The sequence below is a fragment of the Kitasatospora sp. GAS204B genome (genome assembly GCF_029892155.1).
GTDB lineage: Bacteria > Actinomycetota > Actinomycetes > Streptomycetales > Streptomycetaceae > Kitasatospora.
The window spans coordinates 19,713-39,744 of the sequence record NZ_JARZAG010000028.1 but is presented as its reverse complement, the minus strand read 5'-3'; the positions used below and the strand labels follow the sequence as shown (position 1 = coordinate 39,744).

The window sequence follows — 20,032 nt, the reverse complement described above, 5'->3', positions numbered from 1 at the left end:
GAGCCTGTGCCCCGAACTGCCCAGGGCGCCGAGGAGGCCGGCGTGCCCGCCGCGCTCGCGCCGCCGGCCACACCGTCGCCCGCCCCACGCCTGGCGGTCGCGCCGGTCGCCCGGCGCGGCGAGGAGCCCGAGGCGACGCCGATCCGCCGGCCCGGGCCCAGGCAGCCCCGGCTGGCCGCAAGTCCCCGGCGTACGCCCAGAACCGCCCCCGCCGGCGATGCCCGTACGGCCCCGCCGAGCTCCTGCCGGCTCGCCCAGCAGCCACTGCCAGCGCCGCCCTCGCCGTCGTCCGGCCGGTCGGCGCCGCGTCCGCCGGCGTGCGGCCCGCACGGTTCCAGCAGCCGGCGCCGCCGACCGCTACAGCTGGCCGCGGACCATGCGGATCAGCCGATCCAGGACCTGCCCACCGCTGGCCCGCAGGCCGTCGTGCTCCCATTCGTTGGTCACCCAGGTCCGCAGGCCGCGGACCGCGTCGGCGGTCGCCAGGGAGTCCGCGGTGTCGACGTACATGTCGTCGTGGTAGACGGCGGCGGCCACCGGGACCTGGTTGGCCGCCAGGGCGTCAGGGGCGTAGAGGTCGGGCCAGTCCGTGCGCTTGGCCAGCAGGTCCGCCGTCTCCTGCAGCGGGCGCAGCGCCGGATCGGTCTCGAACATCCAGGGGTAGATCATCTCCCCGGTGAACCGCACCGGGGCGCCGTCCTCCAGGGCCCGGGCCGCGTCGAACTCGGGGAACTCCGAGCGGACCTGCTCCGCCGCCCAGCCGGTCGGTCCCGGGTCCACCGACCGCTGTCCGTAGATGGACTCGTGCAGCACGGCGTAGAGCGGGGCGTCGGCGAACGAGAGCTTCGACTGAGCGCCGGTCAGGAAGGTGTCGGACAGCTCGAGTCCCGCGCTGCCTCGGACCCAGGCGTCCTCCAGCAGGTAGTGCAGGGTGTCGGAGCCGCTGCCCGAGCCGAGCAGCAGGCCGAGCGCCTGGAACGCCCGCACGGTCAGCCGGCCACCACCGGGCAGCTCGGCCGGGGCGGCGGACAGGTGCTCGGCGATCCGTCGCACGGCCTCGACGTCCTGCGGGTACCGCGCGTAGTGCGCGGCGTTCTTGCGGCCCACCCGCGGGTACGCCGCCCGGTACACGTCCACCGCGCTGCTGCGCAGCCCCGCCAGGCCACCGGTGACCAGTGCCTCGCGCAGCCCCTCGGGGGCCAGCGACAGGTAGCTGAGGGTGCAGAAGCCGCCGAAGCTCTGCCCGAGCAGAGTCCACTGCCCCTGCTCGCCCAGCAGCTGACGACGGATCAGCTCGGCGTCACGGACGATCGAGTCGGCGCGGAAGTACGAGAGGTACTCGGCCTGTTCGGCCGCACTGCCACGCAGCGGCAGGGTCTGCCGGGTCGCCGGGGTCGAGCGCCCGGTGCCGCGCTGGTCCAGCAGCAGCACCCGGTAGTCGTCCAGGGCCCGGTCCAGCCAGCTGTCCCGGCCCAGCGGGCGGGCCGCCCGACCGCCGGGGCCGCCCTGGAGGTAGAGCAGCCAGGGCAGGTCGGAGCGCTCCTTGCCGGCCGCGACCACCTCACGGGCGTAGACCTCGATCTGCTCGCCCTGCGGCGCCGCGTGGTCCAGCGGCACCTGGAACAGATGGTCGGTCAGTACGACGCCAGGCTGTCGGATCACGACGGACATGAGACTCCTCGGTCTGTGCTCGGTGCGGCGAATGCGCGGTGGGCCGCGCGGGTGTCGACGCCGCCGACACCACCCGCACGGGGTGCGCGTGCCGGTCGGCGCCGACCGGTGGACTTCCCGGTACGGGCGGTGCCACCTCGGCACCGTATCCTGGCGCCGAGTGAGCGGCACCGGTGCCGTCCGCCCGGGGTGGATCGCCCGTCAGCCGAGCCGCCGCAGGTGCCGCGCGACCCGGCCGACGCTCCGAACCTCGCGACCGGCTCGGCCCACCGCGTGGTGGGGCGTGACCTGTGCCCCGTGCGCCGCGTTCACTCAGAGGGCCGCCACCGAGCCCGCCGTGGATGGTGGTGCCGTCCGTGGGGGAAGGCAAGGCCGGTGGAGCCGGACCAGGCCTACGGCGATCCCGGCGTGCCGCCGGGCGGTGCCCGGCCGAGCGCACGCGTGAGAGAGACCACCCACGGCGGTCGTGGCCTGCGGGCCCGCCCTGCCGGTCGACAGGAGGAGTGCCCGGTGACGGCCCCCAGGCCAGCACAGACCGCGATGCCGGCCGAGACGGTCGGCGGGTCCCGAACTGCCCCGGGACGGCCCGAGCCGTCCGCGAGCGGATCGGGACGCCCGGCGTCCCAAGCCCGCCGGCTGCCGACGTCCACCCACGCGGACGTGCTCTGCGTCAGCGCCCCCGCCATGGCTGCCTCGGGGGCCGACGGGCAGCTGCGCGGGTCCGGACTGCACGGCTTCTTCCGCTCCGGTGTCCGCGGGTTGAGCAGGATGGAACTGCGGCTCGGCGGGGTGGAGCCGCTGGCACTCCAGGGCGACCTCTCCTCGGCGTCCCAGGCCCGCTTCCTCGGCGCGGTCCGGGTCCCCGGCGAGCTGGATCCCGATCCGGCGCTCACCGTGGAGCGGCTGCGCCATGCCGACGGAGCGGAGACGATCACCGTGCGCAACGCCGGTGTCCGCCCCGCCCGCCTGCCGCTGGAGATCGCACTCGGTACGGACCTCGGCAGCCTCGCGGAGATCGCGGCCGGTGCCCGGCCGCCGGACGTTCCCGGGCAGGTCCAGTCCGCCGGTCTGCGCTGGATCGCCCGTGGTCACAGTGCGACCGTCAGCGCCAAGCCTTCGCCCCACGCGGTCCTGGCCGGTGCGGGTGTGCTCCGCTGGGATCTCGAGGTGCAGCCCGGCGCCCGCTGGTCGGTCGAGCTGCGGCTGGACGTGGAGGCGGCCGCCGCGACCACGGCCCGACCGCCGATCGGCCGCGGGGCCGGTGTTCCGGCGCCGTGGACCGAGGTGGCGATCCGCTGCGACGACGCCCGTGCCGAGCTGCTCGTGCGGCGTTCGCTGGACGCGCTCAGCGCCCTGTTGCTCGCCGACCCGGACCGGCCGACCGACCTCTACACGGCGTCAGGCGCGCCGTGGCGGTTCGGGCTGGCCCCGGCCGACGCGCTCTGGGCCGCCCGGCTCACCCTGCCACTGGGCACCCGGCTGGCCGCGGGCACGCTGAGGGCCCTGGCACGCCGTCAGCAGACCGCGCCGGCCGGGGGCGCGGCCGGCGCCGGCAAGGGCGAGGGGATCATCCCCGGACCGCTGCGCCACGCCGGCCCGGAGCTGCCACCGTCCTGCACGGCCACGGAAGCCACGTTGCTCTTCGTCACCGTGCTGGCCGAGGCCTGGCGCTGGGGTCTGCCCCGGCAGGAGGTCGCGGATCTCCTGCCGGCCGCCGAGCGTGCCCTGGCCGTGTTGCGGGCGACCACCGAGAACGGCCCGCTCGACGGCTTCGTCACCGATCTCGGTCGTCTGCCCGACGACCGCTCGGCGCAGCCCGCCACGGCCCGTTGCGAAGTCCAGGCACAGGCACATCGAGCCGCCCTGCACGGCGCTGAACTGCTGGAGGCCTTCGGCCGTCCGGGAGCGGCCGGCTGGCGCGAGTGGGCTGCGGGGCTGCGCGGGCGCTTCCGAGAGCGGTTCTGGGTGGACGACCTGTCCGGCGGCCGCCCCGCCGCCGCGCTGACGGCCGACGGGCGTCCGCTGCCCGCGGTGGCCGCCTCCTTCGTCCATCTCCTCGACCTGGGCCTCGCGGCGGACGGCGCCTCGCTGCCCGGCCTGCTGGACCGGGAACAGACCAGGCTGCTGGCCCACCGGCTGGTCGCACCCGAACTCGACTGCGGCTGGGGCCTGCGCACGCTGAGCGGCAGGTCGGCCCGCTTCAATCCGCTGGGCCATCGCAGCGGTGCCGTCCGGGTCCAGGAGACGGCGATGGCCGTTGTCGGCCTGTCCGAGGCGGGTTTCGAACGCGAGGCCGGTGCCCTGCTGGAGGGGCTGCTGGCCGCCTCCGCCCACTTCGGCGGGCGGCTGCCGGAAATGTACGCGGGGGAGCAGCGGTTGCCGGACTGTCCGGCCGCTCCGCACCCGGCCGCCTGCCGTCCGGCGGCCGGGTCCGCGGCGGGCGCCGCGCACGCGGTGCTCGCGCTGGCCGGCGTCCGCCCGGATGCTCCGGCCAAGCGCGTGGTCGTCCGCCCGGCCAGCACCGCCCCCCTCGGCGAGCTCGAGCTCTCCGGCCTGCGGGTGGCGGGGGAGCCGTTCGCTGTCCGGGTCAGCCGGATCGGGGTGGCGGTGGTGGAGGAGGCATCCTCCGAGCTGCAGCTGGGAGCCGGCTGACGGGCGGCGGGGGCTGCCCGTCAGCCGGAAGCGGGCGCCCGGGCAGCGGCGGTGGAGCGGCCCGGATCCGGCGCGCGAGGTGCCCGGACCGCGGACGGCGTCACGCCTGCCTGCCGCCCAGCCACGCCCGCTCGCCGCGCGTCCCGCCCGGTCCTCGTCCCTCACGACCTCGCCCGTCCAGGCGGCTGAGGGCGAGCCGTAGTTGCTGCCGATCTCGTGTTTATCGTCAGAAAGACGACTATGATCGACGCCATGTCGCGCTATGACCCGTCGGCCTTCCCCCCGTTCGCAGTCACGGTCGACCTGGTGGTGCTGACGGTCCGGGAGCACGAGCTCTGCGCGCTGCTGGTGCGCCGGGGCGAGCCGCCGTTCCAGGGCTACTGGGCGCTGCCGGGCGGCTTCGTGCGCCCGGACGAGGGCCTCGGCGAGGCCGCCTCCCGGGAGTTGGCCGAGGAGACCGGCCTGCGCGCCCACTCCGGCGGCGGGCAGGCGACGGCCGGTGCGCACCTGGAGCAACTGGCCACCTACGGCCATCCGCAGCGCGACCCGCGGATGCGCGTGGTCAGCGTGGCCCACCTGGCGCTGGCGCCCGATCTGCCCACCCCCAAGCCGGGCGGTGACGCGCGGGGTGCCCGCTGGGCGCCGGTCAGCGAACTGCTCGGCCCCGGCCCCGCGGACCGCGACCCGCTGGCCTTCGACCACGCGCTGATCCTGGCCGAGGGCGTGGAGCGCGCCCGTTCGAAGATCGAGTACTCCGCGCTGGCCACGGCCTTCTGCGCGGAGGAGTTCACCGTGGGCGAGCTGCGCAGGGTCTACGAGGCGGTCTGGGGCGTGGCGCTGGATCCGCGTAACTTTCATCGCAAGGTCACCGGCACACCGGGTTTCCTGGTGCCTTCGGGCGGTACGACGACCCGTCAGGGCGGGCGCCCGGCACAGCTGTTCACGGCCGGTGGTGCCACCGTGCTCAACCCCCCGATGCTGCGCCCGGACTCCTGAGGCCGGAGCCTCCTGGGTCGGACTGGCCCGGCCTCGGCCTTGATCGCAACCTCGCACTGCAGGGCGAACGCTGGTGCGGCCGGTGTCCCCTGATCGAGTGAGGTGGTCGATCGAGTGGCCCGCACCAGCTCCGCAATGCCCGAAATCTCCCGATGTTCGCCCTAGGGTGCTGAATCCGGAGCGGGCGCTGAACCCGGGCGGCAACGCCGCCAGGGCAGCCGGAGCAGGTGGGAGCAGCCAGCGATGATCCAGGTCAATGGACTCACCAAGGTCTACCGTCGGGGCCGTCGCCCGGCGCTGCTGGACCTCGGCTTCGATGTCGGCCCCGGCACGGTCACGGCCTTGCTGGGGCCGCAGGAGGCGGGCAAGACCACGGTGCTGCGCCTCATGGTGGAACTGGAGCGCGGAAAGGGCGTGACCCTCTTCAACGGGCGCCCGTACCGTCTCCTGCGCCACCCCGAGCGTGAGGTCGGTGTACTCCTGCCGACGGCGCATCGGCGGACCGGCAGCCTCGGTCGGACCGCCCGGGGGCACCTGTGGATGTTGGCCGCCCAACTCGGCGTCCCGGCGCGGCGCGCGGACGAGTTGCTGGAGCAGACCCGGCTGGCGAGCGTCGCCGAACATCGTCTGCGCGCGTTCTCCCCGGGCATGAACCGCCGCCTGGCCCTCGCGGTCGCCCTGCTCGGCAACCCGGACGCGCTGCTGCTGGACGCCCCGACCGAGGGGCTGTCACCGCGCAACGCCGACTGGCTGCACGCATTCATCCGGGCCTTCCCGGCCGGTGGCGGATCCGTGGTGGTCAGCACCCGCAGCCCGCAGGAAGCGGCGCTGCTGGCCGACCGGGTGGTGACCCTCGACGAGGGACGGCTGGTCGCGGACCAGCCGGTGGCGGAGTTCCGCCGCACCAGGCTGCGGCCGGAGGTCGTCGTCCGCGGCCCGCAGATGGCCCGGCTGGCCGACCTGCTGCTGACGCAGGGCGCCCAGGTCCGCCAGGACGGCAGTGCCCGGCTCGCGGTGAGCGGTTTCGGCCGCACCGAGATCGGCGAACTCGCCTACCGCAACAGCATCCTGCTGCACGAGCTGGCCGACCGGGTGGTCGAGCAGCCGGCACCGCGCGCGACGCTGCCGGCCGCGGCTCGGCCTGGCGCTGCCCCAGCCGTCCAGGTGCGCCGGCTGACCCCGCTCGCCGCAGGTGCTCGGAGCAGGTCGACCGCCCTCAACGCCTCCACCGCCTTCAACGCCCCCACCGCCTTCAACGCCCCCACCGCCCTCAACGCCCCCACCGCCTTCAACGCCCCCACCGCCCTCAACGCCCCCACCGCCCTCAACGCCCCCACTGCGCTCGGCGAACCCACCGGGTCCACCGCCCTAGGGGCGTCCAGCGGCTCCGCGTCACCCCACCCGCTGCCCGAGCCCGGCGCCCCGGGCGACCTCACCGGCCTGCCGCAACCCGCCACCCCGCCCGAGCCCGTCACCCGCCCCGAGCCCCCCGCACCCACCGGGCCCTCGGCGTCCCACGGCGACCCCATCCCCGCCCCCACTCCCGCCCCCACCCCTCAGCCCCTGACCGGGCCCGACCACTGGAACGGATGATCACGTGCGCGCATTGGCCTACGAAGGGCGCCGCCTGCTGGGCCTTCGGTCGAGCTGGCTGATCCTCGCCGTCACCCTGCTGGCGGGTTCCGTTCTGGCAGCCGTGCTCGCCCGCCGAGCCGCCCCAGACTCGCTCACGGCGCCCGAGGCGGCCCGACTGGCCACGGCAGCGGTCCCGGTGCTCCCGATCCCGCTCGCGGCCCTGGCCGCCGGGCTGCTCGGCGCGCTGGCGGTGGCCCACGAGGTCCGCTGCCCCGGACTGCCGGCCTCCCAGGTCCGTTACACCGCCCGGCTGCGCCTGCTGCTCGCCAAGCTCGCCGTCATCGGGGCTGTCTCGGCGCTGCTCGCTCTGGTGGCGCTGCTGCTGGACTCGCTGACGGTCCGGCTGGTCCTGTCGCGCACCGGTCCGCCGGTCCGCCTGCTCACCCTCGAATCCCTGCACACCGACCACCGACTGGTGCCGCTGCTCGCGACCTTCGTCGCGCTGGTCGTCGCGGCCGGCTGCAGCGGTGTGCTGGCGGCGGCGCTGACCCGCAGCGCCATCGCCGGGGTCCTGCTGCTCTGCGCGCTGCCGACGCTGATCGGGCAGCTGGCGCTGCCGACCGCGCTGGATCTGCTGCACCACGAGGGCGTCTCCTGGGCGCCGACCCACCTGGCCCGAGCGGTCGCGGTGGTGCTAGTGCCGGTCGCGGCGCTGCTGGCCGGCTGCCTGCTGGCCCAGACCCGCCGCCGCTCGTTCTGACCGCCCCGCCCACTCGCCAGCCCTGCCCACTCGCAAGCCCTGTCCACTCGCCAGCCCTGCCCCACCCGCCGCCCCCAGGTCCGCCAATCGACCTGATCCTGAGCCGTCCTGATTATCCGTCAACTCGACTCACCCCGCCGCCCCCCGAAACTCACCTCACTCGCCTGACCGGTATGGCCATTTCTTCCTGATAAGAAGTCAATTATCCATCCACGGGCGATCACCCTTTCGTGTGCTTTTCACGAGAATCCTCAAGTCGGGCTCTCCGATCGCCGACAAAGGACGTGTGAGTACCCTTGCGCACCCCGCCATGACAGCCGCCCGCACCGCCGAGCCGCCCGCACCCGGCGCTGCTGAGCTCGACCGTTTCTCCTACGCCGATCGGCCGACTCCGCCCGTCCCCCGTTGGGATGGCGTGGAGAGTGATCTCGCCCGGGTCGGCCGCAAGACCACCAGCAGCCGTGGCCGCGGGCTGCACGGGCAGCTGGTCCAGCAGCTCGGCCAGATGATCGTCTCCGGTGACCTCGGGGCGGACCGCCCGCTGGTCCCCGAGGAGATCGGCCAGCGCTTCGAGGTCTCCCGCACCGTGGTGCGCGAGTCGCTGCGTGTGCTGGAGGCGAAGGGCCTGGTCAGTGCCCGTCCGAACGTCGGCACCCGGGTCCGCCCGGTCGGCGACTGGAACCTGCTCGACCCCGACATCATCGAGTGGCGTGCCTTCGGTCCGCAGCGCGACGAGCAGCGCCGCGAGCTGTGCGAGATGCGCTGGGCGATCGAGCCGCTGGCCGCCCGCCTCGCTGCGGGACACGGTCGCGAGGAGATCCAGCAGCGGCTGACCGAGATGACCGAGATCATGAGCCACGCCGTGGCCCAGGGCGATCTGATCACCTTCTCCCGCGCCGACGCCGAGCTGCACGGCCTGATCCTGCAGATGGCGGGCAACCGGATGCTGGAGCACCTCTCCGGCATCGTCGCCTCGGCGCTGCAGGTCAGCGGCGGTCCGGCGACGGCCTGCGAGCGGCCCACGGACGCCTCGGTCAGCGTGCACGCCCGCCTGGTCGACGCGATCGGCACCGGTGACGGCACCGCCGCCGAGGCGGCCGTGCGCGCCCTGCTCACCGTGCACCCGGACGTCGAGCACGCGGTGCCCGCACCCCGCGAGCACTGAGCGGACCGGCCACCGAACCATCGGACCTGGGCAGCGCCCTCCGGATGCCCGCGCGCAGCCGCGGTGGCCCACCCGGAGGGCCCGCCGCCGCCCGGACGACGGGACCCGGGGGCTCGGTCGAGGAGGCGTGTGACCTGTGCCACGAGCGGCATGCGTAACACTTGAGGGGCGGCAGCGATGTGTACGGAGCGGAAGCAGCTCCGGAATACCCGCGCCATGTCAGAATGCTGTGTTGGTCTGCGGCGCTGCTGCCGTCCCACAAACCCAGCGTCCTGCAAACCCAGTCCTCAAGTCCGAGCCGGTCGGAACCTGTCGTGCCCTGTGGCACGTGCTCCTTCCTCGCCCTCTCGGGCGGTCCGGTACGGGTTCGAGTCCACTCTTCGTCCGAGAGGTTGTTCGTGTCGGCCAGCACATCCCGTTCGCTCCCCCCCGAGATCGCCGAGTCCGCGGCCCTGCTGGCGCTCATCGAGCGGGGCAAGGCCCAGGGGCAGATCGCCGGTGACGACGTGCGCCAGGCCTTCGAGGCGGACCAGATCCCGGTCACCAAGTGGAAGAACGTCATGCGCAGCCTCAACCAGGTACTGATTGAGGAAGGGGTGGACCTGATGGTGAGCGCGGCCGAGCCGTCCGCCGCCAAGCGCAAGAGCGTCGCGGCCAAGAGCACCACCAAGCGCACCGCGACCAAGGCGGTCACCACGCGTACCCCGTCCGCCCCGACCAAGCCGCCGGTGCGGATCGCGCCGGCCGCGACCGTGGCGCCGGCCGCCGTGGCCTCCGTGGTCTCGGTCACTTCGATCACCACCACGGTCGGTGCCTCGGTGGACGACGCGATCGGCGTCGAGTCGCCGGCCGCGGCTGCCAAGAAGGCCGCCGCACCCGCCGCCAAGAAGGCCGTGGCCAAGAAGGCCACCGCCCCCGCCAAGAAGGCGGTCGCGAAGAAGACCGCCGGCAAGGCCGAGAAGGGCGACGAGGAGCTGCTCGGCGACGAGGAGTCGACCGAGGACGTCGCGCTGCCCGGCGCCAAGGCCGACACCGAGGGCGAGCCGGAGGAGGAGTCGGAGGGCTTCGTCCTCTCCGACGACGACGAGGACGACGCCCCGGCCCAGCAGGTCGCCGTCGCCGGTGCCACCGCCGACCCGGTCAAGGACTACCTCAAGCAGATCGGCAAGGTCCCGCTGCTCAACGCGGAGCAGGAGGTCGAGCTCGCCAAGCGGATCGAGGCCGGCCTGTTCGCCGAGGACAAGCTGAGCCAGGCCGACAAGCTGGCCCCCAAGCTCAAGCGCGAGCTGGAGATCATCGCCGAGGACGGCCGCCGGGCCAAGAACCACCTGCTGGAGGCCAACCTCCGACTGGTGGTCTCGCTGGCGAAGCGTTACACCGGTCGCGGCATGCTCTTCCTGGACCTGATCCAGGAGGGCAACCTCGGTCTGATCCGCGCGGTCGAGAAGTTCGACTACACCAAGGGCTACAAGTTCTCGACCTACGCGACCTGGTGGATCCGCCAGGCGATCACCCGCGCGATGGCCGACCAGGCCCGCACCATCCGTATCCCGGTGCACATGGTCGAGGTCATCAACAAGCTGGCCCGCGTCCAGCGCCAGATGCTCCAGGACCTGGGCCGCGAGCCCACCCCGGAGGAGCTGGCCAAGGAGCTCGACATGACCCCTGAAAAGGTCATCGAGGTCCAGAAGTACGGCCGTGAGCCGATTTCGCTGCACACCCCGCTGGGCGAGGACGGCGACAGCGAGTTCGGTGACCTGATCGAGGACTCCGAGGCGGTCGTCCCGGCCGACGCGGTCTCCTTCACCCTGCTCCAGGAGCAGCTGCACTCGGTGCTCGACACGCTGAGCGAGCGCGAGGCCGGCGTGGTCTCGATGCGCTTCGGTCTGACGGACGGTCAGCCGAAGACGCTGGACGAGATCGGCAAGGTCTACGGGGTCACCCGTGAGCGCATCCGCCAGATCGAGTCGAAGACCATGTCCAAGCTGCGCCACCCCTCGCGCTCCCAGGTGCTGCGCGACTACCTGGACTGACAGCGGGCCCGACACGCTGGAGCGGTCGGGTTCAGCAGAGCGTCACGACCGGCGGGCCCGGGGCAGATCGACTGCCCCGGGCCCGCCGGCGTTCGGTGCCCCTGGGCCCGGACTGTCATCCGGCGGTCCGCCGGGTCCCTCGTCCGAGTGCTTGAGCGGCCATTGACGGGCACTCAGGGTGAGAGCCTGACTACGCTGTGGCGGTTGCCTGCTGTCGACCCGCCGGAGTGCACTGTGATGTCCCTCTCCTCCCAGCCGCCTGGCCCCGATGTCCGTCGCCTTCCGCGCCCATCGCGCGGCGCCCGCCGGCAGGCCGCCGCCCTGGCGCTGCTGGCCGTGCTGCCGACCGCGTTGGTTTCGCTGGGGGCCTCTCCCGCCCACGCCGACCGCCGGATCGTGGGCGGCTGGGCGGACAGCACGGTCCAGCGGCCCTGGGTGGTCGCGGTGGCCAGTCGCACCCAGTTCGGGGACACCCGCTCCGGCCAGTTCTGCGGCGGCACGCTGGTCACGCCGACCAAGGTGGTCACCGCCGCGCACTGCTTCTACGACGAGCGGTACGGTCGGCCGACGGATCGGCCGGGGCTGGCGGTGATCGTCGGCCGGAGCGATCTGACCACCCAGGACGGCGCCGAGGTCCCGGTCACCAACGTCTGGATCCACCCGCAGTACTCGTTCGACCAGAACATGCAGGATGTGGCGGTGCTCACGCTGGCCACCCCCCAGGCCGGCCGCGCGGTGCTGCCGATGGTCGGCCAGGGCGAGAGCGCGCCGTATGCGCCGGGCACCCGCGCACAGGTCTACGGGTGGGGCGACACCACCGGGCACGCCACCTACGCGGACACGCTGCACGGAGTCGACGTGCCGGTGGTGGCCGACTCGGTGTGTGCGCGCGACTACCCGGGGGGTTCGGACGGAACCTTCGATGCTCACGGCATGGTTTGCGCCGGCGAATCGCGCGGCGGCAAGGATGCCTGCCAGGGCGACAGCGGCGGCCCGCTGGTGGTGAACGGGCGGCTGGTCGGCCTGGTCTCCTGGGGCGCCGGCTGCGCCGAGGCCAAGCACCCGGGCGTCTACACCCGCCTGTCGGCGGTCGCCGACGCGGTCAACGCCCAGCTGTCGGACGCCGGTTCGGTGATCGCGCGGTAACGTACCGTGTCCCCGTGAATACGACGCTGGGCGGCAGGCTTACTAAGCCTGCCGCCCAGTGGCCGGCCCGCAAGGGCCGACCTCAGCACGTCAGTGAGGTGCCGAGCGCTCAGCGCTCGTCGCTGGTGGCCGAGGCCGCCGTGGTGGCGAGACGACCGCTCTCGTCCTGTATCTCCACGGCGATCTTCTTGAGCTCCGGCTCGAACTTCCGCCCGTGGTGGGCGCAGAAGAGCAGCTCCCCACCGCTTGCGAGTACGACGCGCAGGTATGCCTGGGCGCCGCATCGGTCGCAGCGGTCAGCCGCGGTGAGCGGGCTCGCAGGTGTCAGAACAGTAGTCACGTCGCCTCTTCTCTAGCTCGACGAGCTGTCGTACCAGGGTCAACATCCAACCAGGCCGAAAACGTTCCCGCTCGTGGCTTTTCTTCTCTGAGGATTCTGCTGTGTTGATGAGGACGTGCCCCGGGCGCCGGTGGTTCATGCCTGCCGGAATCCGCGACCTGTCCATCGCTCGAACGAATCTTCGAACTGTTGTCCGAGGGTGGGCGTAGCATAATCCCCTACTGGGTTGGAGCATAAGCCCCGCCCCGAGCACCGGTAGCCTGCATCTCGGCAGTTCCAGCGCTCGCGGTCGGCTCGACGGTCCGCCAGGATCCGTCGGGCGCGGGCGAGATGACCCTCTCGCGCGGCGAACCGGGTTCGGCCCGTGTTCGCGCAGCGCGTACAAGCTGCGGAGCCGGGGCGATCCGTGCAGCGGCCCGGGCGCGGGAGCGGGGACGCCGCCGGGGGAGGTCCGGGGAACCGCCGCCGGACCGAGTCAGATGTCTCTTTGGAGGAGTGCACCGCGTGAGTGCCGAAACGACCGTGCCGTCCGCCTTGCGCGCAGCGGAGGACGGATCCAACTACACCGCTCGGCACCTGCTCGTCCTCGAGGGGCTCGAAGCGGTCCGCAAGCGGCCCGGCATGTACATCGGCTCCACCGACAGCCGCGGTCTGATGCACTGCCTCTGGGAGATCATCGACAACTCGGTGGACGAGGCGCTGGGCGGATTCTGCGACCGGATCGAGGTCGTGCTGCACGACGACGGTTCGGTCGAGGTCCGCGACAACGGCCGCGGGATTCCGGTGGACGTGGAGCCGAAGACCGGATTGTCCGGCGTCGAGGTGGTGCTGACCAAGCTGCACGCCGGCGGCAAGTTCGGTGGCGGCTCCTACGCGGCCTCCGGCGGCCTGCACGGCGTCGGCGCCTCGGTGGTCAACGCGCTCTCCGCCCGGCTGGACGTCGAGGTGGACCGCAGCGGGCACACCCACGCGATCAGCTTCCGCCGCGGCACCCCCGGGCTGTTCACCGAGCTGAGCCCGGACGCCCCGTTCGATCCCGCCAGCGGCCTGACCCGGACCCGCAAGGTGCCCAAGACCCGCACCGGCACCCGGATCCGCTACTGGGCCGACCGGCAGATCTTCCTCAAGGAGGCCAAGCTCTCCCTGGAGAACCTGCACAGCCGGGCCCGGCAGACCGCGTTCCTGGTGCCGGGCCTGACCATCATCGTGCGTGATGAGCGGCTGACGGAGAGTGAGAAGGTCGAGGAGACGACCTTCCGCTTCGACGGCGGGATCGGCGAGTTCTGCGAGTTCCTGGCGCCGGACAAGCCGGTCTGCGACGTGCTGCGGCTGCGCGGCGAGGGCACCTTCAAGGAGACCGTCCCGGTCCTGGACGAGCTCGGCCACATGACCCCCACCGAGGTCACCCGCGAGCTCGGCGTGGACATCGCGCTGCGCTGGGGCGCCGGCTACGACACCACGCTGCGCTCCTTCGTCAACATCATCGCCACGCCCAAGGGCGGCACCCACGTCAGCGGGTTCGAGCGCTCGCTGGCCAAGACGGTCAACGAGGCGCTGCGCGCGGCCAAGCTGCTGCGCGTGGCCGAGGACGACATCACCAAGGACGACGCCACCGAGGGTCTGACCGCGGTGGTCACCGTCCGGCTGGCGGAGCCGCAGTTCGAGGGGCAGACCAAGGAGGTGCTCGGCACCTCGGCCGCCAACCGGATCGTGGCCGCCGTGGTGGCCCGCGAGCTCAAGGCCTTCCTGACCTCCTCCAAGAAGGACGAGAAGGCCCAGGCCCGCTCGGTGCTGGAGAAGGTGGCCGCCGCCGCCCGCACCCGGGTGGCCGCCCGCCAGCACAAGGAGGCGCAGCGTCGCAAGACGGCGCTGGAGACCTCCTCGCTGCCCGCGAAGCTGGCCGACTGCCGCAGCGACGACGTGGAGCGCAGCGAGCTCTTCATCGTCGAGGGCGACTCCGCGCTCGGCACCGCCAAGCTGGCCCGCAACTCCGAGTTCCAGGCGCTGCTGCCGATCCGCGGCAAGATCCTGAACGTCCAGAAGGCCTCGATCTCCGACATGCTGAAGAACGCCGAGTGCGCGGCGATCATCCAGGTGATAGGGGCCGGCTCGGGGCGGACCTTCGACATCGACCAGGCCCGCTACGGCCGGGTGATCTTCATGGCCGACGCCGATGTCGACGGATCGCACATCCGTTGCCTGCTGCTGACCCTCTTCCAGCGCTACATGCGGCCGATGGTCGAGCAGGGCCGGGTCTTCGCGGCCGTCCCGCCGCTGCACCGGATCGAGCTCACCAACCCCAAGCGCGGCATGGAGAAGTACCACTACACGTACTCCGACGCCGAGCTGCGCCGCACCATGCTGGAGTTCCAGGGCAAGGGCCTGCGCTGGAAGGAGCCGGTGCAGCGCTACAAGGGTCTGGGCGAGATGGACGCCGACCAGCTGGCCGAGACCACCATGGACCCGCGCCACCGGATCCTGCGGCGGATCAACCTGGGTGACCTGGAGGCCGCCGAGCAGGTCTTCGATCTGCTGATGGGCAACGACGTGGCGCCGCGCAAGGAGTTCATCGTGGACTCCGCCGCCACCTTGGACCGCTCCCGGATCGACGCCTGAGCCGGCCACGCGAGCCGGCCCCTGAGCCGGCCGGCCGACCCGGTCGAGGGGCCCTCCACCCACGGGTGGAGGGCCCCTCGACCGTGGGATCAACCCTGGAGCCGATCAGCTCGGCGGGCGGGATCCGTAGCGTCGTAGCCGTCAGATTCTCCCAGTCGAGACGGAGCGAAGTCCGATGACCGGCATCGCCAACATCCTCGTGATCCTCGTTGTGGTCGGGTTCGTCGCGAGCCGTCAGCTCCGGGCCCGCAAGATCGACACCGAGCGGCGCTTCTGGCTGCTGCCGCTGATCCTCTGCGCACTCGGGCTGAGCGACAAGCATCTGATCGACCCGGCCCACCAGGCCGCGGCGATCGGTCTGCTGACCGGCTCGCTCGTGGTGGTGCTGGCCATGGGCTCGGTCTGGGGCTGGACGGTGCGGATCTGGCGGGCGAGCGACGGCAGCGTCTGGACCAAGGGCACCGTCGCCACCGTGGCGGCCTGGGCAGGCATGATCGTGGTACGGATCGGGCTCTACGGCCTCGGCTCGGCACTGCACGTCCACCAGAGCGCCCAAGCGCTGTACCTCACCATCGGGGCGCTGCTGCTGGTCCGTGGCGCCGTGGTGAACTGGAGGGCCCGGGGCCTGGACGCCGCCCCGCACACGCTGAGCGCGGTGGGCTGACCCATCAGCACCGCCACCGGAGGAGCATCCGTGCAGTTGGATACCTGGACGCGCTGGCCCTCGCGGGAGGCCCTGGCCCGCGAGGAGCGCTCCCAGCCGGGCCGGCTGCTCAGCGTCGCAGGGCGGGTGGCGCTGGCCCTGACGGTCCTGCTCGGGACCGTCAGGGCCAGCCGGTTCACCGGGGCGGACGCCGTCGTCGCGGTGCTGGCGCTGCTGGCGGCGGTCGGGCTCTTCCAGCTGTTCATCCACAGCAGCCGACGGCACCTGATCCGCTGGGCGCTGCCGGCCGTCGCCCTGCTGCTGATCGTCGGCGCGGTGGCGGACCAGGTGGGCGCGGCGCTGCTGGCCAACGTGATCTGGTGCGGGCTCGCCGTCGTCGGGTTGCTCCGGCTGCCGCTGGCGGCGGCGCTGCCGACCTGCGGGGGAGCGCTCGCGTCCTATGCGCTGGCCACCCACGACAGTCTCCTGGCGCTGGTCGCCACGGTGGCCGGCCTGGTGCTGCTGGGTTATCTGCTCCGGCTGGACGCCGAGGCCCGGGCCACCGCCCAGCGGCTGCTGCAACAGGAGCGGGCCGCGCGGGCGGCCGAGGCGGAGAGCGCGGCACTGGCCGAGCGGGCCCGGATCGCCCGGGAGATCCACGACGTGCTGGCGCACAGCCTCTCCGCCCAGCTGGTCCACCTGGAGGCGGCCCGGCTGATGCTGGACAGCGGGGCCGAGCGGGAGCAGATCAGGGACCGGGTGGTGGCGGCCCGGCGGATGGCGCAGGAGGGGCTGGTCGAGACCAAGCAGGCGCTCTCCGCGCTGCGCGGCGAGTTCACCCCGGTCGGCGAGTTCCTGCTGGAGCTGGCCGGACAGGAGCAGGCCACGCTGACCGTGACGGGCACGCCCCGGCCGCTCGGCGCCGAGGCCGGGCTGGCGGTGCGGCGCACCGCGCAGGAGGCGCTCACCAACGTCCGCAAGCACGCCCCGCGCGCCCGGCGCACCGTGACGCTGCGCTACCTCGACCAGGCGGTCGAACTGGAGGTCAGGAACACCGGCGCACCCACCGACCCCGGCGCGGCCGAACTGGCCGCGAGCGGCAGCGGCTACGGCTTGTTGGGGATGCGGGAACGGGCCGAGCTGCTCGGTGGCAGCCTGACGGCCGGGCCGGACGACGGCGGCTGGCTGGTGCTGCTGCGGCTGCCGACCTGACGCCGTCGAGGTGACCGGGGCGGGATCGGCGCGGTAGAACGGGCGGGCAGCGGGTCCAGTGAGATCGAACAGTGAGTGGGGTGGCGGGTGAACGGGCAGAGCGGTGCCGGTGGCGCGGGGACGGCGACCCGGGTGTTGGTGGCGGACGACCAGACGGTGGTGCGCGAAGGCATCGTCATGCTGCTGGGCCTGCTGCCCGGCATCGAGGTGGTGGGGGCGGCCACGGACGGTGAGGAGGCGGTCCGGTTGGTGGCGGAGCACGCGCCGGACGTGGTCCTGATGGACCTTCGGATGCCGCGCTGCGACGGCGTCGAGGCCACCCGGCTGATCCGGGCCCAGCACCCCGGTACCGAGGTCGTGGTGCTCACCACCTACGCCGATGACGACTCGCTCTTCGCCGCGCTCCAGGCCGATGCCCGCGGCTACCTCACCAAGGACGCCGGCGCGGAGGAGATCGCCCGGGCCATCGCCGATGTCCGGGCGGGTGCGGCGGGTCTCTCGCCGCAGGTGCAGCGGCGGCTGCTGGAGCGGCTCGCCGGGCCGAGCGCGCCCTCGACCGCCTCGGCCGGCGATGTGGACGAATCGGTGGACAAGCCGCAGCAGCCCAGGTCCGCCCGCCAACCGCAGCCGCTGCCCGACGGTCTGACGGCCCGTGAGGCCGAGGTGCTCGCGCTGATCGCCGACGGTCTCTCCAACGCCGAGATCGCCGAGGCGCTCTTCGTCAGTCCGGCCACGGTGAAGACGCACATCAACAACCTGTTCGCGAAGACCGCCGTTCGAGATCGGGCACAAGCGGTCAGTTATGCGTTCAGGCATGGTCTTTCCCGTGGTTCGCAGACTGACTGATCTCACCTCATTGGGTGAAATGCCTGGCTGAATGCCATATTTCGGATTTCGACCCGCCATGATTGGACCCGTCAGGGCTCCGTCGGTACGCCGAATGGATCTTCGGGGCGGGTCGTCCGGAGTGCCCGGTGCCGATCTCCGACGCCCACCGCTCGGTGGTGCATCCCGTCCAGGGAGCAGCTTTGGCACAGCACGAAGTCACCGGATCACCCGGTCCCACGCCCCGACAGGGCCATCGGTTCGACTGGTGGTCCACCCCGGGCAAGCCCGACGCGGCCAAGCGGTCGGCCCGCCCGCGGGTCGGCGCGGCGCGGTCCGCCGTCCCGGCCCAGCGGTCGCTCCAGTCGCCCCCGCGCATGCCGGACCCGGCGTTCGCGGAGGTCTACCGGGAGGTCCAGCAGAGCGACGCCTTCCGGGAGATCCGACGGGACTACCGGAGGTTCGTCTTCCCGGCCACCGCCGTCTTCCTCGGCTGGTACCTCGGCTATGTGACCGCCCAGGCGGTCGCACCGGACCTGATGCGCACTCAGCTCGTCGGTCCGTTCAGCGTGGCCTGGGTGCTGGGGCTGCTGCAGTTCGTCTCGACCTTCCTGATCACCTGGCTCTACGCCCGCAACGCCCGTAGCAAGCGGGACCGAGCCGCGCTCGGCCTGCGCTGGGAGACCCAGGACCAGCTGCGATGACACCTACCGCGTTCATCGCCGCCGCGATCACCACCAGGCCCGTCGTCGTCACCGGGGGCCGGCATCACGAACTGGCCGTGGTGCTCTTCGCCCTGGTGGTGGTGATCACCCTGGCCATCACCCTCTGGGTCGGGCGCCGGGGCCAGGCCGCCGAGGACTTCTACGCCGGCGGACGGGACTTCGGCCCGCTGCAGAACGGCATCGCGCTCTCCGGCGACTACCTCTCGGCCGCCTCCTTCCTCGGCGTGACCGGCCTGATCGCCCTGTACGGCTACGACGGCATGCTCTACAGCATCGGCTTCCTGGTCGCCTGGCTGGTCGTGCTGATGTGGGTGGCCGAACTGGTGCGCAACACCGGCCGGTACACGCTGGCCGACGTGCTGGCCACCCGGATGCGCGAGCGTCCGGTCCGCGCGGCGGCCGGCAGCGCCAGCGTGGTGGTCACCCTGCTCTACCTGATCGCCCAGATGGTCGGCGCGGGCAGCCTGGTCGCCCTGCTGCTGGGCACCACCGGAGCCGCCGCGAAGACCTGGACCATCGTCGCCGTCGGCGCCCTGATGATCATCTATGTGACGGTCGGCGGCATGCGGGCCACCACCTGGATCCAGATCGTCAAGGCCATGATGCTGATGATCGGCGCCGTGCTGCTCACCGTCTGGGTGCTGGTCCACTTCCAGGGCGACCTCGGTGAGCTGATGCACGCCGCGGCCCGCAGCAGCGGCGCGGGCGACCGCTACCTGGAGCCGGGCCTCAAGTACGGGGGCTCGGTCACCGACCGGCTCGACTTCGTCAGCCTGGGCCTGGCCCTGGTGCTGGGGACGGCGGGCCTGCCGCACATCCTGTCCCGCTTCTACACCGTGCCCACCGCCCGCGCCGCCCGCCGCTCGACGGTCTGGGCGATCGGCCTGGTCGGCGCCTTCTACCTGATGACCATCGTGCTCGGCCTCGGCGCCACCGCGCTGGTCGGCTCCAAGGCGGTGAAGGCCGCCAACTCGGCCGGGAACACCGCCGTCCCGCTGCTCGCGCTCAACCTGGGCGGCGGCGAGGGGAGCACCGGCGGCACCCTGTTGTTCGCCGTCACCTCCGCCATCGCCTTCGCCACGATCCTCGCGGTGGTGGCCGGCCTCACCCTGGCCTCCTCGGTCTCCTTCGCCCATGACCTGTACGCCCAGGCCTTCCGCCGGGCGGACCGGCCAGCCGTGACGGATCGTCAGGAGGTGGTGGTGGCAAGGCTGGCGGCGGTGGTGATCGGCGGCCTGGCGGTCGTGCTGAGCCTCTTCGCCCAGCGGCTGAACGTCGCCTTCCTGGTCAGTCTCGCCTTCGCGGTGGCGGCCTCGGCCAACCTGCCCACGCTGCTCTACAGCCTCTTCTGGCGCCGCTTCACCACCCGTGGCGCCTGCTGGTCGACCTACGGCGGCCTGGTGCCGGCGCTGGTCCTGGTGGTCTTCTCACCGGTCGTCTCCGGCAGCAGGACCGCGATGTTCCCCGGTGTGGACTTCCACTGGTTCCCGCTGGAGAACCCGGGGCTGATCTCCATCCCGCTCGGCTTCCTGCTCGGCTGGGTGGGCACGGTCAGCGGCGAGGAGCGGGCGGACCCGGACAAGTTCGCCGAGCTGGAGGTGCGTTCGCTCACCGGTGCCGGCGCGGTCTGACCGCGCCGGGCGGACACTCGCGGGCCCCGGTCGCGAGCGGCG

Annotated in this window: 15 protein-coding genes; 13 read left to right on the top strand and 2 right to left on the bottom strand. The window is 72.8% G+C overall.

Annotated features, from left to right (window positions below; all coding sequences use genetic code 11):
- Nucleotides 1-357: 357 nt before the first annotated feature.
- Complete coding sequence (locus P3T41_RS30100; protein ID WP_280693722.1) at nucleotides 358-1,671, bottom strand: alpha/beta fold hydrolase; 1,314 nt, start codon at nucleotides 1,669-1,671, stop codon at nucleotides 358-360.
- A 684-nt stretch (nucleotides 1,672-2,355) separates the two neighbouring features.
- Here P3T41_RS30100 and P3T41_RS30095 point away from each other — a divergent pair.
- From P3T41_RS30095 to P3T41_RS30065, 7 genes are all read left to right on the top strand, one after another.
- A complete protein-coding gene (locus P3T41_RS30095) occupies nucleotides 2,356-4,323 on the top strand; it encodes a glycogen debranching N-terminal domain-containing protein (RefSeq protein ID WP_280693721.1) in 1,968 nt (655 codons plus the stop codon).
- 252 nt (nucleotides 4,324-4,575) lie between these two features.
- Nucleotides 4,576-5,319: an NUDIX domain-containing protein gene (locus tag P3T41_RS30090; RefSeq protein WP_280693720.1), complete on the top strand. Its 744-nt coding sequence runs from the start codon at nucleotides 4,576-4,578 to the stop codon at nucleotides 5,317-5,319.
- Between the two features lie 243 nt (nucleotides 5,320-5,562).
- On the top strand, nucleotides 5,563-6,912 hold the full coding sequence (locus P3T41_RS30085) for an ATP-binding cassette domain-containing protein (protein ID WP_280693719.1): 1,350 nt from the start codon (nucleotides 5,563-5,565) through the stop codon (nucleotides 6,910-6,912).
- Nucleotides 6,913-6,916: 4 nt separating this feature from the next.
- Nucleotides 6,917-7,654, top strand: coding sequence for a hypothetical protein (locus P3T41_RS30080; RefSeq protein WP_280693718.1), 738 nt, complete (start codon nucleotides 6,917-6,919; stop codon nucleotides 7,652-7,654).
- Between the two features lie 232 nt (nucleotides 7,655-7,886).
- Nucleotides 7,887-8,819, top strand: a complete 933-nt coding sequence (locus P3T41_RS30075; RefSeq protein ID WP_280693717.1) for a FadR/GntR family transcriptional regulator — start codon at nucleotides 7,887-7,889, stop codon at nucleotides 8,817-8,819.
- Between the two features lie 392 nt (nucleotides 8,820-9,211).
- On the top strand, nucleotides 9,212-10,852 hold the full coding sequence (locus P3T41_RS30070) for an RNA polymerase sigma factor (RefSeq protein ID WP_280693716.1): 1,641 nt from the start codon (nucleotides 9,212-9,214) through the stop codon (nucleotides 10,850-10,852).
- Between the two features lie 237 nt (nucleotides 10,853-11,089).
- On the top strand, nucleotides 11,090-11,998 hold the full coding sequence (locus P3T41_RS30065) for a serine protease (RefSeq protein ID WP_280693715.1): 909 nt from the start codon (nucleotides 11,090-11,092) through the stop codon (nucleotides 11,996-11,998).
- A 109-nt stretch (nucleotides 11,999-12,107) separates the two neighbouring features.
- On the opposite strand, the gene P3T41_RS30060 is transcribed toward P3T41_RS30065, so the two are convergent.
- The gene (locus tag P3T41_RS30060; RefSeq protein WP_280693714.1) at nucleotides 12,108-12,338 is read right to left on the bottom strand and encodes a hypothetical protein; all 231 of its coding nucleotides are present in this window, start codon (nucleotides 12,336-12,338) and stop codon (nucleotides 12,108-12,110) included.
- A 504-nt stretch (nucleotides 12,339-12,842) separates the two neighbouring features.
- On the opposite strand from P3T41_RS30060, the gene P3T41_RS30055 reads away from it, so the two are divergent.
- From P3T41_RS30055 to P3T41_RS30030, 6 genes are all read left to right on the top strand, one after another.
- Nucleotides 12,843-14,954, top strand: a complete 2,112-nt coding sequence (locus P3T41_RS30055; protein WP_280693713.1) for a DNA topoisomerase IV subunit B — start codon at nucleotides 12,843-12,845, stop codon at nucleotides 14,952-14,954.
- Nucleotides 14,955-15,129: 175 nt separating this feature from the next.
- A complete protein-coding gene (locus P3T41_RS30050; RefSeq protein WP_280693712.1) occupies nucleotides 15,130-15,618 on the top strand; it encodes a CcdC protein domain-containing protein in 489 nt (162 codons plus the stop codon).
- A gap of 30 nt (nucleotides 15,619-15,648) precedes the next feature.
- A complete protein-coding gene (locus P3T41_RS30045; protein WP_280693711.1) occupies nucleotides 15,649-16,809 on the top strand; it encodes a histidine kinase in 1,161 nt (386 codons plus the stop codon).
- A 177-nt stretch (nucleotides 16,810-16,986) separates the two neighbouring features.
- Entirely contained in the window at nucleotides 16,987-17,655 is a 669-nt protein-coding gene (locus P3T41_RS30040) for a response regulator transcription factor (protein ID WP_280693768.1), read from the top strand.
- A gap of 182 nt (nucleotides 17,656-17,837) precedes the next feature.
- Nucleotides 17,838-18,338: a DUF485 domain-containing protein gene (locus P3T41_RS30035; RefSeq protein ID WP_280693710.1), complete on the top strand. Its 501-nt coding sequence runs from the start codon at nucleotides 17,838-17,840 to the stop codon at nucleotides 18,336-18,338.
- A complete protein-coding gene (locus P3T41_RS30030; RefSeq protein ID WP_280693709.1) occupies nucleotides 18,335-19,990 on the top strand; it encodes a cation acetate symporter in 1,656 nt (551 codons plus the stop codon). The genes P3T41_RS30035 and P3T41_RS30030 overlap by 4 nt, the downstream gene beginning before the upstream one ends.
- Nucleotides 19,991-20,032: the final 42 nt, after the last annotated feature.